Below are 16,204 nucleotides of genomic sequence, written 5' to 3'. Positions count from 1 at the left end.
ACCATCGTCAGTCCGTCGACGACACCCGAAGTGCGTGCGGCCCGGCGGGCGATATCGAGACGAGCGCGCACCGACCCCGAGGCACGGGCGGCATCGGTTCGCCGGGCGGCACGATCAGGGCGGCCTCGGTCACGAGGTCGAGGAAGATCCGGACCGAAGCCGAGTCGTCGGGGATCTCGGCGGAGCCGATCTCCACCGTCATGTCAACCTCTCCCCGCCGACCCATGACGTTGAGCGCCCGGGTGCGCGAGGACGCCCGCGATGCCGGCGCCCACTCGCCGGGAAAGGCCAAGGTGTGCAACGGATCGACGACGTGGCGCACCACGGTGGCCGCGTCGACCGAGCCCGGTGCGGCGACGAAGGGCGGCCCGGCGAGTTCGAGGGACACCGAGCCGATGGGCGTGATCAATCGGTCGTATCCCTCGATGACCGAGAACCTCGACTCGGTCGGTTCCTCGGCGATGCTCACCCGCCACTGGTCGGTCGCCGCGACCACCTGGGTGGTGCCTTGGCCGTTGAGCCAGGGCACCACCCTGCGGTCGGACGCCGCGGTACGGAACGACGGTGTCCCGTACTCGGTTTCACCTGAAGTCCGATTCGTCATTCGACTGCGGCGAGCGGAGCGGGTCAGCTGAGCTTGCCGACCACGGCCTCGGCGCTGTCGAGCAGCGCCCCGGAGGCGACCAACTGCACCGCGGCCTCGATCTCGGGCGCCAGGTGGCGGTCCGTGCCCGGCCCCTGGACGTGCTCACGGATCTTGTCGCGCACGGCGGCGGTCGCGGGCGACGGCTCGAGCGGGGCACGCAGGTCCAGGCCACGGGCGGCGGTGAGCGCCTCGATGGCGAGCACCCGGGTGAGCCCGTCGACGGCACGCCGCAGCTTGCGGGCGCCCGACCAGCCCATCGACACGTGGTCCTCCTGCATGGCGGACGAGGGGATCGAGTCGACGCTCGCGGGCGCAGCGAGCCGTTTGAGCTCGGACACGATCGCGGCCTGCGTGTACTGCGCGATCATGTGCCCGCTGTCCACGCCGGGGTCGTCGGCCAGGAACGGCGGCAACCCGTGGTTGCGTGCGACGTCGAGGAATCGATCCGTGCGGCGCTCGCTCATGCTCGCCAGGTCGGCGACGACGATCGCGAGGAAGTCGAGCACGTACGCGACCGGCGCCCCGTGGAAGTTGCCGTTGGACTCGACCCGGCCGTCGAGGGTCACCACCGGGTTGTCGACGGCGCTCGCCAGCTCGAACGAGGCCACCCGCTCGGCGTGTGCAAGGGTGTCGCGCGCGCCGCCCGCGACCTGCGGCGCGCACCGCAGCGAGTAGGCGTCCTGCACGACCGTGCAGTCGGGGGTGGCGTGGCTGGCGACGATTCCCGATCCGGCGAGCACCCGGGTCATGTTCGCGGCCGCCACGGCCTGACCGGGCTGCGGGCGCAGCGCCTGCAGGTCTGCCGCGAACACCTTGTCCGTGCCGAGCAGCCCCTCGACGCTCATCGCCGCGGTGACGTCCGCCAGGGAGAGCAGCTTGTGCAGGTCGTGGCAGGCCAGCACCAGCATGCCCAGCATGCCGTCGGTGCCGTTGATGAGGGCCAGGCCCTCCTTCTCCTTGAGCTCGACCGGCTCGATGCCGGCGGCGGCCAGGGCCTCGGCGGCCGAGGTGAGCTCGCCGTCGGCGTCCCGCACCGTGCCCTCCCCGATCACGGCCATCGCCACGTGCGCCAGTGGCGCGAGGTCGCCCGAGCAGCCGAGGCTGCCGTACTCGTGGACGACCGGGGTGATACCGGCCGACAGCAGCCCCGCGTAGACCTGGGCCACCTCCGGTCGGACGCCGGTCCGGCCGGTCGCCAGCGTGGACAGCCGCAGCAGCATCAGCGCCCGGATCACCTCGCGCTCCACCTCCGGACCGGATCCGGCGGCGTGCGAGCGGATCAGGCTGCGCTGCAGCTGTGCGCGCATCTCCAGCGGGATGTGCCTGGTAGCGAGCGCACCGAATCCGGTCGAGACCCCGTACACCGGCCTCGGGTCCTCGGCGAGGGCCTGGATGCGGTTGCGGCTGGCCCCGATCGCCGAGAGCGCCTCGTCGGACAGTCGTACCGGTGCGCCGAACCGGGCGACGCGCACCAACTCCTCCGGCGTCACGGCGCCGACTCCGACGACGACGGGCTCATTCATGTCCATTGCGCGCTTCTCTATGTGCGGGAGGGTGTTCGTGCTCATGATTGTTCTCCGTTTCGAATGAGCGGTAGCGAGAAATTTGTCGGTGGGTCAGGACACGCGGTCCGCGTGTAGGGGTTCGGCCGGCGCCGGCTCGGGTCGCACCCACCGGCGGAAGGCGAGGGCGAGCAGTGCCAGCCAGACCGCGCCGACGACCAGTGCGACGCGGGTGTCGGCGTCGAAGGCGAGCACCGCGATCACGAACACCAGGAAGCCGATCGCGATCAGCTGCCCGTACGGCCAGAACGGCACCGGGAACTTCAGCGCGGCCACCTCGGCCGGATCCATCCGCTGCCGCGAGCGGTAGTGCGAGAGCAGGATCATCAGCCAGACGAAGATCGTCGCGAAGGTCGCGATCGACGCGATGACCAGGAACACCTTGTCCGGGATCAGGTAGTTGAGGAGCGCTCCGAAGAGCAGCGTGATCGTCATGATGACCACCGTCATCCAGGGCACCCCGTTGCGGGAGACCTTGCCCATCGACGCGGGGGCCTGACCACGCTGGGCCATACCGAACATCATCCGTCCGGCGCCGAAGATGTCGCTGTTGATCGCGGACAGAGCCGCCGTGATCACCACGATGTTCAGCACTGTCGCGGCCGGTCCGATGCCGAGCCCCTGGAAGATCTGCACGAAGGGACTGCCCTCGGATCCGATCGACTGCCACGGGTTGATCGCCATGATCACGGCGAGGGTGAGTACATAGAACAGGATGATGCGCACCGGGACGGTGTTGATCGCGCGGGGAATGGTGCGCTCCGGGTCCTCCGCCTCGCCCGCGGTGATGCCGATGATCTCAGTGCCGCCGAAGGCGAACATGACGATCGCGAAGCAGCTGACAAACCCGCCGAACCCGGTGGCGAAGAAGCCGCCGTCGGACCAGAGACTGCTCACTCCGGCGCTGGTGTCGTGGATCCCGAACCCGAAGATCAGGATCGCGATTCCCCCGGCAATCATCGCGACGATCGCGACGATCTTGACGAGGGTGAACCAGAACTCCACCTCGCCGAAGACCTTGACGCTGAGCAGGTTGATCGCGCCGATGAAGAAGATGATGGACAGCACCCAGATCCACCGCGGCACGTCGGGGAACCAGAAGCCCATGTAGACGCCGAATGCGGTCACGTCGGCGAGGCACACCACGATCATTTCGAAGGTGTACGTCCAGCCGGTCATGAATCCGGCGAGCGGCCCCAGGTGCTTGCTCGCGTACTCTCCGAACGAACCCGACACGGGATTGCTCACGGCCATCTCGCCGAGCGCGCGCAGCACGATGTAGATCGCCGCACCACCGATGAGGTAGGCGAGCAACACCGACGGACCCGCCCGGTTGATCGCTTCCGCCGATCCGTAAAATAGTCCGGTCCCGATGGCCGAACCCAAGGCGATGAACCTGATGTGGCGTGCTGTCAGACCTCGGGTCAGGGCCGCGGCGGTGTCTTTCACAATCGATCTCCCTGGACTGTGCTGGTGGATCCGGCCGGGCCGGCCCCTCGCACTGTGCGGCGAGTCACACCATCGCGATATGTATAGTCCTGTATATACAGCTTCGTCAAGGGTTCGCCGCCACTCAATTCGGTCGAGTACCGGCAACCCGCCGGCGGTCGACCACTCGGCGAGCGAGTCGGGATACCCGACCTGCCGCACGTGGAGCGGCCTCCGACCGGCACCGCCGACACCGCCGGACAGGCCCTCACCCCCACCGTCGAGCGGCAGGTCACTCGCGCGAGGACGCAGCAGAGCCGAGGAAGTCCCCCCAGACGCTCGACCCGCCAGGCCTGAGTGCTGCGGGTGATCTCGCCTGTCGACGCAAGGCCCGCTCGTGGATACGCGCATGGGCACGCCGGCGTTGTGAATCGTCAGTACGAGACGGAAGTCCCCTCACCCACGCACCGCGGATGAGGGGACCACGAGCAACCGGAACCGCCAGACCGGGCCCGCTAGGTGATGAGTGCGATTCCGATGCCCGGGCCACCGCCCGGCAGCTGCACCAGCGGACTGTTGGTGAAGCGCTGATCGGTCTGCTCGAATCCCACCATCGGGAACGCGACATTGTCCTGGTGGTGCCAGGTCCTGTTGATGCTGATCACCCCGGGGACCGAGTCCGGCGACACCCAGAAGGTGTCCGGCCCGACCGCACCCACGGCCACGAACTTCGTCGTGGGCGAACTCAGGTCGTAGTCGCTGGACACCCGCCGGTACTCGATCATCCAGAACGCCCTCTTCGGGGCCTGGTACAGAACCTTTTCCGCCGCCTCGTAGATCGGGAACCCGGCGTCCCGGGCGGCGGTCAGCGTCTTGACGGTCATCCCATAGGGCGCCTCGAGACTGGAAGCCGCCGCAGTGACGGGCGCCAGCGGATCGGTGGTGGCACCAGCCGGAGCCACCGCCCCTACACCAATCGCGACCGCGGCCGCGCCCCCGGCGAGTACGCGCCTCGCTCGAATACCCATCATCGATGAATCCCCCTCCGTCGAATGACCGAAAACCTACCGATACATCCGATTTGCCCGCCCGACCGTTACCCCTGCCCGGCCGGATACGCATGCCTCACCTCGGCTCAACGGAACTGCGGGTGCCACACGTCCTGCGCTCGGCCGTCCTCGACCACCGTGATGTCGGGCCAACGGTCGAAAGCCGAACAGGGATGGGAGATCCCGAGGTCGACGACGTCACCGACGTCCAACCCCTCGGCGTCGGTGAGGACGAGGTGGTGGTCGTAGATCTGGGTCGCGGTCGCTCTCGCCGCCTCACGGGGCACTCCCCGGGAATCGGTGGCGGACACCAGGACCGGCAGGCCCGCGTCGTAGGGCAGTTCGCGCTTCCCCGCGCCGACCACGATCCGCCCGGGCTCCGGCGCGGACAGGACCACGGCCCGGACCGTCAGGGCCGCACGCAGTCCCGGCACCGGGGACACCTCCGCGTACGTGCCGTGGTCGTGCGTCACGTAGCAACCCGACCGCAGCACCGGGATCAGCCGCCCGCCCCGGTCGGGAAGGTCCGCGATGGCGTCGACGACCCGGTCCGGGAAGGCGGAGCCACCCATGCTGAACACGGGCCGTTCGGCCCGGATCCACGGCGACACCGCACGGAAGGCCGCCACCGTCTCCCGGCAGTGCTCGTCGACCTGCGCGACGACGTCCGCGTCCCGCCGGTTGGGGCGAACGCCCTCGTACCCAGCGACGCCCGCCAGGGCGATTCCCGACGTGTGCTCGCACTCCCGCGCGAGGTTCACCGCCGCCGAGACCGTACGGACACCGGTTCGCCCGCCCGGCGTCCCGACGTCGACGAGGACCCTCAGGGGATTGACGGCGCCCCGCATGGCCGTTCCCGCCAGGCTCAGGCCCGCCGTCGAGTCCACCAGCAGGTAGAGCTCGAGTGTCGGGTCCGCGTCCAGCCACGCGCGCAACTGCTCGAGGTCGGGGAGATGGATCACCTCGTTGGCGATGAGGATGCGCCGCGCCCCCCATTCGAGGGCCAGGGACGCCTGGCGAACCGTGGCGACCGTGACGCCCCACGCGCCGGCACGCAGCTGCCGCTCGACGATGGGGCGCGTCATCGTCGTCTTGATGTGCGGGCTCAGCTCGACGCCGCGGTCGCGGCACCACGCCGCCATGAGCTCGACGTTGTGCCGGACCGCCGGGAGACTGAGCCGCAGCTCCGGCAGCGACGTCGGCCTACCGGGGCTAGCCACGGCGACGAGACAGGGCCGTGCTGGCCACCGAGTTGTGCACGGTGAACGAGACCGTGCCGGGGAGGAAGCGGTCGTCGGACCACAGCAGCGGGGTGCTGGCCGGGTCGGTGACGCGCCTGCGCTCGCGCAGCAGAGGCGAGCCCTCGACGCACCCCAGGTGACGGGCGTCGTCCCCATCCGCCTCGACGAGGTCGACGGTGTGATCGGCATCGGCGAACACGACGCCCGCGTCCAGCAGGGGGGACGCGTGCGAGGTGGCCTCCGGCGGCAGGTCCGCGACCAGTCTTCCGATCTGCTCCGGGTAGATCGCGCGCTCGAGCATGACGGGGACGCGGGAGAGAGTCCGCAGCCGCACCACCTGGTAGATCCGCGATCCCGATGCGAGCTGGAGCTGCTCGCACTCGAGCGGCAGGGCGACCCGGTGCTCGACGGCGACCGTTCGGCTTCCGGGATCCTCGCCGATCGAGTGCGCCCAGCCGCTGAAGCTGAGCAGTTCGAAGAAGCTCTGCGTGCGCGCCGTCCCGAGGATGACGCGGCGGGTGCCACGCCGTGAGGTGACCAACCCGTTCGCGCGCAGGACGGCCAGCGCCTGACGGACCGTGCCACGGGAGACTCCGTACGTCCCGGCGAGGCTCTCCTCGCTGGGCAGCCGGTCCCCGGAGCCGAACTCCCCCGATGTGATCGCCTCCCGCAACTTGGCTGCCAACTTTTCGTACTCGGCCCCGGGGCGTTTGCCCCTCGACTCAGCCAATGCTCGTCTCCCTTCTGGCCCGGTCATCTTGGTCCCGATCGTAGCTCCCAGAACTATTCACACTGGTCACAGACGCACATCCGCAAGGATGCGACGGTTCCTGGCCGGTGAATCTTCACGGCTCGATTACGACTCGTTCACCCAGCGGCCACCTCGCTCTGGCGAAATGAGGTCACGTTGTATAGACAACATTGATCCCGGGAGACACCATGCGACTACACCACCTTCGCCGGGCGAGCCTCGCTTGCTCGCTGGCGATCGCCCTGTCGGCCCTCGCCGGCTGCGGACTGACCACCACGAAGGCGGACGGCGACGCCGGCACGGCCGCGACCGCCACCTCGGCCGAGGACTTCGGCGGCATGGACGGCCTCATCGCCGCGGCCAAGGAGGAGGGCAAGCTGAACGCCATTGCCCTGCCGCGGGACTGGGCCAACTACGGCGAGATCATCGACACCTTCGAGGCGAAGTACGGGATCGACGTCGAGGTCGAGAATCCGGAGGCCTCCAGTCAGGACGAGATCAACGCCGCGACCTCACGCAAGGGACAGGACCGGTCGCCGGACGTCCTCGACGTGGGCCACGCCTTCGGCATCAGCGCCGCCGAGCAGGAAATTCTGTCGCCGTACCGCGTCCAGGCGTTCGACGACATCCCCGCGGGGCAGAAGGACACCGACGCGCGGTGGTACAACGACATGGGCGGGTACGTCTCGATCGGCTGCAATGCCCGTGTCGTGAAGTGCCCGAAGACCTTTGCCGAGCTTCTCGATCCGCAGTACAAGGGCATGGTCGCGCTGACCGGCAACCCCACGCAGTCCGGCTCCGCATTCGCGGCCGTCTACGCGGCCACGCTCGCCAACGGCGGCTCCTTCGACAACATCGCGCCGGGTCTGGACTACTTCGCCAAGCTCCGCGAGGTCGGCAACCTCAACCCGGTCGAGTCGACGCCCGCGACCATCCAGAAGGGCGAGACCCCCATCAGCGTCGACTGGGACTACCTCAATGCCGGCTACAGCGACTCGCTCCGCGACAAGGGGGTCGACTGGCAGGTCGCCATCCCGGCCGACGGCCTGTTCGCCCAGTTCTACTCGCAGGCAATCGTGAAGTGGGCGCCGCACCCGGCGGCGGCGCGACTCTGGCAGGAGTTCCTCTACAGCCCCGAGGGCCAGAACCTCTGGCTGAAGGGCTTCGCCCGGCCGGTGCTCATGCCCGCGATGGAGCAGGCGGGGACGCTCGACGCCACCGCGGCGGCCAGGCTGCCCGAGGTCGACGCCGCCGCACCGGTCTTCCCGACGGAGGAACAGTCGACGCAGGCCAAGGCAGTCGTCGGCCAAGGCTGGGGCGGCGTGCTCGCCGGATGAGCATCCAGATGACCGCGGCCGGGAGTCGGAGCACCCCGGCCCCCGCCGCTGACACCCCGTCCATCCCCCGTCGTCGCGGCCACCGGGCGGCGGCGGGGGGCTGGCTCGGCGTCCTGCCGCTGCTGTTGTTCGCGGCCGTCGCGTTGGGTCTCCCCGTCGCCACGATGGTGATCGGCGCGTTCACCGCACCCTCGACGGGTTCCGGCGAGGGCGGGCTGACGACGGCCAACATGACTGCGACGCTGCAGGATCCGTACCGATCGAGCTTGATCGGCAGCATCAAGCTCTCGGCGACGGCCGCGGCGATCGGGGCGATCGTCGGCCTGCCGATCGCGCACGCCATCGTGACGTCGCGGTTCCGGGCCCTGCGCGGGGCGGTCTTGGCCGCGGCCGGTGTGCTCGCGAACTTCGGCGGAGTTCCCCTGGCCTTCGCGTTCGTGGCGACCCTCGGCAACGCGGGCGTCCTCACCAACGCCTTCCACCTCGGCGACCTCGGCTGGAGCCTCTACGACATGCGGGGACTGACCGTCGTCTACCTCTACTTCCTCGTCCCGTTGATGGTCCTGACCCTCACCCCGGCGTTGGAGGGTCTGCGCGTGCAGTGGCGTGAGGCGGCCGCAAACAATCGCGCGAGCACGGTGCAGTACTGGCGGCACGTGGCCTTGCCGATCCTGCTGCCGTCGTTGCTGGGCGGGTTCGTCCTGCTGTTCGGGACCGCATTCAGCACCTACGCCACGGCGGCGGCGATCGCCGGCAGCACCGTGCAGCTGGTCACGGTGCAGATCGCGGCAGGCCTGTCCGGCGACGTCCTGGTGGGGCAGGGCAACATCGCCCTCGCGCTCGGCCTGGACATGGTGCTGATCGCGGCGATCGTCATGGCCGTCTACCTGCCGCTGCAGCGAAGGAGTGCCCGATGGCTGGCGTGACGTCGACCGGGCCCGGCCACGGCCGACGGCTCGTGCTCCTGATCGCCGGCCTCTACTTCGTGGTCCCGATCGCGTGCGCGCTCGCCTTCAGCGTGGGCATCGGATCGCCCGGCCAGCAGGTCAGTCTCGACGCCTACACCGGCATCGGCGGCGCGAAGGGCCTGGCCGGCAGCCTCGTGTTGACCCTGAAGGTGGCCGCGGCGACGATCGCGGTGGTGCTCGGCGTGCTGGTGCCGGCGCTGCTCGCGGTGCGGATCGCCGTGCCCCGTCTGCGCACGCTCGTGCAGGCGGTGTGCCTGCTACCGCTGGTCGTCCCGGCCGTCGCCCTGGGCGCCGGCATCACCACGCTGCTGAGGTGGGGCGCGGATCGCTACTACGGAACACCGCTGTTCGACGGCCTGGTTGCGTTGCAGGACCCCGAGTTTCCCGTGATCCTGGTGCTCGCCTACGCACTGATGGCCCTGCCGCTTGCCTACAGCACGCTCGAGGCCGGCCTGTCCTCGCTCGACCTTCGGGTTCTCGTCGAGGCCGCGCGGTCGTGCGGGTCCTCGTGGCCGCGCACCTTCATCCATGTCCTGCTGCCGAATCTGCGCGGCGCGCTGCTCAATGCCGCCTTCCTGACCCTCGCCCTCGTACTCGGCGAGTACGCCGTCGCCGCGCTCCTCGGCTACCAGCCGTTCGCCGTGTGGACCGTCGTCGTCAGCGGTTCCGAGGCACAGATGTCGGTGGCCGTGTCCATCGTCGGCCTGCTCGGCACCTGGGCGCTGCTCATGCTCGTCGCCGCAGCCGGACGCACCAAACGCCTCGAGGAGGCCTCATGACCGCGTTACTGACCGATCCGACGCCCGCCACCACGGCGGGGGCCGGTTCCACCGTGGAATTCCGCGGACTACGCCGAACCTTCGGTGCCACCACCGCATTGGACGGGCTGGACCTCGAGATCCACCCGGGCGAGCTGCTGGCCATGCTCGGCCCGTCCGGATGCGGCAAGACAACCGCTCTGCGCACCGTCGCCGGATTCGAACGTCCCGACGCGGGCATGGTGCTCATGGACGGCAAGGACATCACGAACATCCCCGCGCACCGGCGGGACGTGGGCATGGTGTTCCAGTCCTACAGCCTCTTCCCGCATCTCACCGCCGTCGACAACGTCGCGTTCGGTCTGCGGATGCAGGGGGCGGGCAAGTCCACCCGGCGCGTCCGCGCGATGGAACTGCTGGAACTGGTGGGCCTGGCCCAACACTCCGCGCGGTACCCGAGCCAACTCTCCGGTGGCCAACAGCAGCGAATTGCGTTGGCGCGCGCCCTTGCGCTGCAGCCCCGCGTCCTCCTGCTGGACGAGCCGCTGTCCGCTCTCGATGCGCAGGTGCGGCAGACCCTGCGGGAGGAGATCCGCCGGCTGCAACAGCAGTTGGGCATCACGACGCTGTTCGTCACCCACGACCAGGAGGAAGCGCTCTCCATGGCCGACCGGGTCGCGGTCATGCGGTCCGGGCAGATGGAACAGTGTGCGCCGCCGACCGAGCTCTACGAGCGCCCCGCTACGGCGTTCGTCGCCGAGTTCGTCGGGGTGATGAGCCGGATCCCGGGACAGCTCGCGGCCGGCGGGCGGGCGGTGCACGTCCTCGGCCGCAGTCTGCCCGTCCACGGGGAGCTTCCGGGCTCCACCGGGTCCGGGAGCGGGGCTCGCAACGTCGACGTGCTGGTGCGCCCGGAGACGCTCGGCGTCACGGCCGACGACGACGGAACGTCCCGCATCGTCGCCGCGACGTTCCGCGGCGCCACCACCCGTCTGACCGTGCGGTTGCCGGACGGACGCGAGGCCCTTGCGGACGTGTCCACCGCCGCCGCCACCACGCTCGGCGCGGGCACGGCCGTGACCCTCTCACTGCCGGACGGTCCGGCCCTGGTGGACCGCCCGCGCGGAGCCGCCGGATGAACCAGAAGTGCAGTACAGCAATCGGTTTCAACCAATCCCCGACCTCGGAGACGCGCACGATGAGCCAAGACACCCGACCCGACGGCCTGGCCGCCGTCCTCTTCGACATGGACGGGACGCTGGTCGACACCGAGCGACTCTGGTGGGACGCGGTCGAACAGGTCGCGGCGAGGATCGGACGCCCCCTGTCGCCCGCCGACGCGCCGGATGTCCTGGGGCGCCCCTCCGATCACACCGCGGCCCACCTGTGCCGGACCCTGGGACCGGCCGCACCCCACCCGGATGAGATTGCCCGCGAACTCGATTCGGTGTTCACGGCCCTGGTCGCCGACCAGGTCGTGCCCCGCCCCGGCGTGCTGTCGCTGCTCGACGACCTGGTCCGCGCAGGGACGCCCACAGCGATCGTGACGGCGTCACCGCGACGCGTCGTCGACCTGGTGTGTGAGACGCTGGGCGCGGAGCGGTTCACCACAACGATCGCGGTCGAGGACACGGCCCGTTCCAAGCCGGCGCCGGACCCCTACCTCGCGGCCGCGGCGGCCCTCGGGGTGGACCCGCGCGCGTGCGTCGCGGTCGAGGACACGCCCGTGGGCGTGACGGCGGCCGAGGCCGCGGGATGCGCGGTACTCGTCGTCCCCTCCGTTGCGGTACCGGCGGCGGCGGGACGGACGATCCTGGACTCGCTCGAGGGCACCGACGTCGCCTTCCTCGCCTCCCTGTTGCACCCGGCCGAAAGGCATTGAGCATGGACGACATCCGGCACGTGGTGATCCTGATGCAGGAGAACCGCAGCTTCGACCACTACTTCGGCACGCTCGGGGGCGTCCGCGGTTTCGAGGACCGGCAGGCCCTGACCTTCCCCGACGGCGACAGCGTCTTCCGCCAGCCCGCGCGGTCCCGCACCGACGGCGGCTTCCTCCTGCCGTACCGGATGGACTCCACCCGGTACAACTCCCAGAACGCGGAAGGCCTGCCGCACGACTGGGAGAGCGGCCACGACGCCATCAACCGGGGTGCGATGAACCGCTGGACCTCGGCCAAGGGCGAGCAGAGCATGGGCTACCTCACCCGGGAGGACATCCCGTACCAGTACGCACTCGCGGACGCGTTCACGATCGGCGACGCCTACTTCTGCTCCATGGCCGGCCCCACCAGCCCCAACCGCCTCTACCTGTGGACCGGGACGGTGGGACCGGGTCGCGACGGCACGACCGGACCGTGGATCGACAACACGCCGCTACCGACCACCCCGGTGTGCGACTGGACGACGTATGCCGAGCGTCTCTCCGACGCCGGCGTCTCCTGGCGCGTCTACCACACGCCCGGCCTGGACGAACGGGACGGCAACTACGAGGACAACGCCCTCGAGTACTTCCCGCAGTTCCACGGCTTCGCCGAGGACGACCCCCGGTACGTCAACGCGATGACGCGATGGGACCTGACGGACTTCGACGCGCATTGCCAGGACGGGACGCTGCCCACGGTGTCCTGGCTGGTGTCGCCGTACCTGTTCTGCGAGCACCCCGATGCCAGCCCCGCGTACGGGGCGCACTGGGTCGACACCGCCCTGCAATCGCTGTTCGCCAATCCCGAGGTGTGGCGGCACACCGCGTTCCTCCTCATGTACGACGAGAACGACGGCTACTTCGACCATGTCGTGCCGCCCTTCCCGGCCGCCGGGACCCCCGAGGAGTTCGTCGACGGGCAGCCGATCGGGCTCGGCAACCGGGTGCCGCTGCTGGTGGTCTCCCCGTGGTCGCGCGGCGGCTGGGTGAACTCCCAGGTGTTCGACCACACCTCGGTGCTGCGCTTCCTCGAGCTCGTCACCGGGGTGCACGAACCCAACATCAGTGCGTGGCGGCGAGCGGTCTGCGGCGACCTGACGAGCTGCTTCGACTTCGCCAATCCCGACTACTCGATCCCCGCGCTGCCGGACACGAACGCGCTGATGGCGGCCGCAGATGCCGCCGTGGACCTGCCCCCGGTGCCGCTGCCCACCCCGGGGTCCCAGGTGATACCGACGCAGGAGCCGCGGACGCGGCCACACCGGCGGCTGCCGTACCGGCCCTGGGCCGACGCCGTCGTGGATCGCACCACCGGCCGGGTCCGCGCCGAGCTGACGAACGAGGGGAGCGTGGCGTTCCACTTCACGGTGTTCCCCAACGCGCACCGGCCGTTCTCGGGGACTCCGTTCACGGTCGCGCCGCGCGGCGCGGACGCCTACGAGTGGGATGCCGCCCGCACGGCGGGTCGCTACGACTTCACCGTCCACGGCGCCGACGGCTTCCTCTGTCACTTCGCGGGCGCCCTGCCCCAGGTCGGCGACGCGGCCGATCCGCACGTCAGCGCGGCGCTGCGGGGAGGCGGGCCCACGGACGCGTGGGTGGAGCTGGAGCTGGCCAATCACGGTACGACGACACTGACCTTCGCCATCTCGGCGCAGGAGGGCGGCGGGGAACCGCGCGATTGCGAGGTCGGACCGGACGGGCGAGCGAGCGTCCGCTGGCCCACGGTCGACGGCCGCTACGACGTGACCGTCACGACCGACGACGGCACGTCGTTCACCCGGCGCTACGCGGGTTCGGTGCACGGATCCGAGCTGGCGAGCTGACAGTCCGCATCGGTTTCGCGGGCACATGCTCGATCGCGGCTCAACAAGGTGAGGCATAGCCCCAGGGCGGTCGCCCCGCATATCATTCGAGTATGCGGGGCGTTTGGCCGTTGACGGGGCGCACCGAGGAACTGCGCTTTGTCAATGGGGCAATATCCGGAACCGGGAACCACCGCGGCGTGGCTGTGGTCGGGCCCGCCGGTGTCGGCAAGAGCCGGCTCGCCCGCGAGGCACTCGATTCCGCTGCGGCCAGGGGATGCGTCGTGCGATGGGCCGCGGCAACAGCGTCCGCACGCTCGTTGCCGTTGGGTGCGTTCGCGGAGTGGACCGGTGATCCGGGAACGGATCAGCTGCAACTGGTCCGTGGCGTGATCGGCGCACTGACCGACAGATCAGGCGAGACAGAGGTCGTCGTCGGTGTCGACGACGCTCACCTGCTCGATGACCTGTCCGCTTTCGTGTTGCACCAGTTGGTGCTGCGCGGCGACGCGAAGGTGATCGTCACCATCCGCTGCGGCGAACCCGTACCCGACGCCATCCGGTCGTTGCTCAAGGACGGTCTCCTCGACCGGCTCGAACTTCAGCCACTGTCGCAGAAGGAATCCACCGCCCTCGTCTGCGCGGCACTCGGCGGGCCGCTCGATCCCAGTGACATGCGACGGTTGTGGAAGCTCACCCGCGGCAATGTGCTGTACCTGCGCAACGTCGTCGAGCAGGAATTGTCCGGAGGCCGCTTCACCGAGCTCGGCGGGCTGTGGAGCTGGACGGGTGAGCCCGTCTCCTCCCCCGGTCTCATCGAGTTGATCGAGGCACGGATGGGAGTACTTCCACCGCCGATAGCGGATGTCGTCGACGTGCTCGCCGTGGGAGAGCCACTCGACACCAGCTTGCTGGCACGAATCACCGATCCGGCCGCAATCGAGGAGGCCGATGCGCGTGGACTGATCGCGATAGAGCGCCCCGGAACCGGACGCGAGCTGCAGGCCCGGGTGGCGCACCCGCTGTACGGCGAGGTGCGCCGTGCTCGCGCCGCATCTATGCGGCTGCGCCGGCTGCGGGGCAAGGTGGCGAGAGCATTGGCGGAGGTCGGGGGCGAAGAAATGCGGGTCACCGTCCGCCGCGCGGCACTGAGCCTGGACTCGGACCTCCCCGCCGATCCCGAGCTGTACACCACCGCGGCGAATGGCGCGATATGGCGGGCTGATCTGGTTCTGGCGGACAGGCTGGCCGCCGCCGCGATCGCGGCCGGCGGCCCCGTCGAGGCGAGTTACATTCGCGCCCATGCGTTGTCATGGCTCAGTCGCGGCGCCGAGGCGGACGCCGTGCTGGCCCAGATTCCGACCGCCGGATTCTCCGATCGCGAGATTTCACGGGTCGCCTTCCTTCGCGCGATCAACATGTTCTACGCACTCCGGCGCCCCGAGGACGCGAAGTCGCTCATCGACGTCGCCGAAGCAAGTTCTCCGCCGGACGGCCGGGCACCGCTCACGGCGTTCCGCGCGGTCTACTGGGCGGCGGTGGGACACCCGCTGAAGGCGATCGAGCTGATCCGGACGCTGGAGGTGACGCGCCTCCCCGACGTCGTGGAGGCGGTGACCCTCTGGGCGATGGTGGTCGCGCTCGGCGATGCCGGCAGGACGGAGGAGGCCGAGGCCGCCGCCGAAGAGGGAAACGCCCTGGTCGCGCGGTCCTTCGAAGCGGCGCAGATGCGGTTCGTGCTGACCGACGCACACGTGGGGGCGTTGTCGCTGGCCGGGCGGATCGCGGCCGCCGAGGACGCCGCACGCCACCTGCAGCAATTGTCCGTGGACCTTCCCGGGGCCGCCTACATCCTCGGCACGGCGATCGCCGGTCGCGCCGCGCTGGAGGCCGGGCGAATTGCCACTGCCCTCCCCCTCCTCGATCTGTCGGTCAAGGCACTGTTCGCATCCGGCGAGACGAATGGGTTCGGCTACCGCTACCAAATCGCGAGAACCCAGGCCCTCGCCATCTCCGGGGATCGAGTCGCAGCGGCACAGGCGCTCGTCGAACTCGAAGCACATCGGCACCCCAGTTGGGCCTACCTCGAACCGGAACGCCTCCTCGCCGGCGCCTGGGTGTCGGCAGCGCACGGGGCGGCGACCGAAGCAATAGCGCACGCCCGCAACGCATCCGACATCGCCCGCGCGAACGGCCAGTCGGCTCGTGAGGTTCAGTGCCTGCAGGTGGCAACGCAGTTCGGGGATCGGACGACGGCGGCACGACTGACCCGACTGGCCGCCGTGCTCGACAGTCCACGCGTACAAGCCGCATCGGCATTTGCCGCCGCCCTGACCGCCGACGACGGCGCCGCGCTGCACGCGGCGTCGGTCCGACTCGAAGAGATGGGCGACCTGGTGGCCGCCGCCGACGCCGCCGCTCACGCTGCCATCGCGTACCGAAATCAGGACCTGCACGGATCGGCCATCACCGCCGCCTCCCGAGCGGACAGGATTGCGCAGGAATGCGGTGACCCGACCACCCCCGCCCTGCGGGAAGCGATGCAACCCGGACCGCTCACGTCCCGGGAACGCGAGATCGTTTCCCTGGTCGGACTGGGATTGTCGAACCGGGACATCGCCGAGCGCTTGACGCTCTCGGTCAGAACCGTCGAAGGCCACGTGTACCGCGCCGCATCGAAGACCGGTGCCTGCAACCGAGAGGAACTGGGTGCCACCCTGATCGGAGACTGATCA

General features: G+C 69.7%; 13 protein-coding genes. 7 read left to right on the top strand and 6 right to left on the bottom strand.

Features of this window, described 5'->3' with window-relative positions; genetic code table 11:
- Positions 1–7: 7 nt before the first annotated feature.
- The 6 genes from AC1DU4_RS02660 to AC1DU4_RS02635 form a co-directional block, all read right to left on the bottom strand.
- On the bottom strand, positions 8–604 hold the full coding sequence (locus AC1DU4_RS02660) for a HutD family protein (protein WP_477837553.1): 597 nt from the start codon (positions 602–604) through the stop codon (positions 8–10).
- Between the two features lie 23 nt (positions 605–627).
- Complete coding sequence (gene hutH / locus AC1DU4_RS02655) at positions 628–2,175, bottom strand: histidine ammonia-lyase (RefSeq protein ID WP_477837577.1); 1,548 nt, start codon at positions 2,173–2,175, stop codon at positions 628–630.
- A gap of 87 nt (positions 2,176–2,262) precedes the next feature.
- Positions 2,263–3,657, bottom strand: coding sequence for an amino acid permease (locus AC1DU4_RS02650; protein WP_477837552.1), 1,395 nt, complete (start codon positions 3,655–3,657; stop codon positions 2,263–2,265).
- Between the two features lie 494 nt (positions 3,658–4,151).
- Positions 4,152–4,520 (bottom strand): hypothetical protein, encoded by a 369-nt coding sequence (locus AC1DU4_RS02645; RefSeq protein ID WP_072846825.1) that lies wholly within the window; start codon positions 4,518–4,520, stop codon positions 4,152–4,154.
- Positions 4,521–4,771: 251 nt separating this feature from the next.
- On the bottom strand, positions 4,772–5,905 hold the full coding sequence (locus tag AC1DU4_RS02640) for an alanine racemase (RefSeq protein ID WP_477837551.1): 1,134 nt from the start codon (positions 5,903–5,905) through the stop codon (positions 4,772–4,774).
- Complete coding sequence (locus tag AC1DU4_RS02635; RefSeq protein WP_477837550.1) at positions 5,898–6,656, bottom strand: GntR family transcriptional regulator; 759 nt, start codon at positions 6,654–6,656, stop codon at positions 5,898–5,900. The genes AC1DU4_RS02640 and AC1DU4_RS02635 overlap by 8 nt, the downstream gene beginning before the upstream one ends.
- A 209-nt stretch (positions 6,657–6,865) precedes the next feature.
- Here AC1DU4_RS02635 and AC1DU4_RS02630 point away from each other — a divergent pair, with 209 nt between their 5' ends.
- The 7 genes from AC1DU4_RS02630 (at position 6,866) to AC1DU4_RS02600 (ending at position 16,201) form a co-directional block, all read left to right on the top strand.
- On the top strand, positions 6,866–8,014 hold the full coding sequence (locus AC1DU4_RS02630; RefSeq protein ID WP_477837549.1) for an ABC transporter substrate-binding protein: 1,149 nt from the start codon (positions 6,866–6,868) through the stop codon (positions 8,012–8,014).
- On the top strand, positions 8,011–8,940 hold the full coding sequence (locus AC1DU4_RS02625) for an ABC transporter permease (protein ID WP_477837548.1): 930 nt from the start codon (positions 8,011–8,013) through the stop codon (positions 8,938–8,940). The genes AC1DU4_RS02630 and AC1DU4_RS02625 overlap by 4 nt, the downstream gene beginning before the upstream one ends.
- Complete coding sequence (locus AC1DU4_RS02620; RefSeq protein ID WP_477837547.1) at positions 8,928–9,761, top strand: ABC transporter permease; 834 nt, start codon at positions 8,928–8,930, stop codon at positions 9,759–9,761. The genes AC1DU4_RS02625 and AC1DU4_RS02620 overlap by 13 nt, the downstream gene beginning before the upstream one ends.
- Positions 9,758–10,879: an ABC transporter ATP-binding protein gene (locus tag AC1DU4_RS02615; RefSeq protein WP_477837546.1), complete on the top strand. Its 1,122-nt coding sequence runs from the start codon at positions 9,758–9,760 to the stop codon at positions 10,877–10,879. The genes AC1DU4_RS02620 and AC1DU4_RS02615 overlap by 4 nt, the downstream gene beginning before the upstream one ends.
- 59 nt (positions 10,880–10,938) lie before the next feature.
- Positions 10,939–11,622, top strand: a complete 684-nt coding sequence (locus AC1DU4_RS02610) for an HAD family hydrolase (RefSeq protein WP_477837545.1) — start codon at positions 10,939–10,941, stop codon at positions 11,620–11,622.
- 2 nt (positions 11,623–11,624) lie between these two features.
- Entirely contained in the window at positions 11,625–13,490 is a 1,866-nt protein-coding gene (locus tag AC1DU4_RS02605; RefSeq protein ID WP_477837544.1) for a phosphocholine-specific phospholipase C, read from the top strand.
- A gap of 92 nt (positions 13,491–13,582) precedes the next feature.
- Complete coding sequence (locus tag AC1DU4_RS02600) at positions 13,583–16,201, top strand: LuxR C-terminal-related transcriptional regulator (RefSeq protein ID WP_477837543.1); 2,619 nt, start codon at positions 13,583–13,585, stop codon at positions 16,199–16,201.
- The last annotated feature ends 3 nt before the right edge of the window (positions 16,202–16,204 follow it).

It is taken from the genome of Rhodococcus sp. P4_F5, from assembly GCF_056401315.1.
The sequence above is the reverse complement of the archived record's forward strand: the minus strand, read 5'-3'. Positions and strand labels throughout refer to the sequence as shown.

What these genes read in the sequence shown, in the direction of transcription:
- AC1DU4_RS02625 (WP_477837548.1), top strand. Translation starts at nt 8,011, where the DNA reads ATGAGCATCCAGATGACCGCGGCCGGGAGTCGGAGCACCCCGGCCCCC.
- AC1DU4_RS02645 (WP_072846825.1), bottom strand. Translation starts at nt 4,520, where the DNA reads ATGACCGTCAAGACGCTGACCGCCGCCCGGGACGCCGGGTTCCCGATC.
- AC1DU4_RS02630 (WP_477837549.1), top strand. Translation starts at nt 6,866, where the DNA reads ATGCGACTACACCACCTTCGCCGGGCGAGCCTCGCTTGCTCGCTGGCG.
- AC1DU4_RS02605 (WP_477837544.1), top strand. Translation starts at nt 11,625, where the DNA reads ATGGACGACATCCGGCACGTGGTGATCCTGATGCAGGAGAACCGCAGC.
- hutH (WP_477837577.1), bottom strand. Translation starts at nt 2,175, where the DNA reads ATGGACATGAATGAGCCCGTCGTCGTCGGAGTCGGCGCCGTGACGCCG.
- AC1DU4_RS02660 (WP_477837553.1), bottom strand. Translation starts at nt 604, where the DNA reads ATGACGAATCGGACTTCAGGTGAAACCGAGTACGGGACACCGTCGTTC.
- AC1DU4_RS02620 (WP_477837547.1), top strand. Translation starts at nt 8,928, where the DNA reads ATGGCTGGCGTGACGTCGACCGGGCCCGGCCACGGCCGACGGCTCGTG.
- AC1DU4_RS02600 (WP_477837543.1), top strand. Translation starts at nt 13,583, where the DNA reads ATGCGGGGCGTTTGGCCGTTGACGGGGCGCACCGAGGAACTGCGCTTT.
- AC1DU4_RS02615 (WP_477837546.1), top strand. Translation starts at nt 9,758, where the DNA reads ATGACCGCGTTACTGACCGATCCGACGCCCGCCACCACGGCGGGGGCC.
- AC1DU4_RS02610 (WP_477837545.1), top strand. Translation starts at nt 10,939, where the DNA reads ATGAGCCAAGACACCCGACCCGACGGCCTGGCCGCCGTCCTCTTCGAC.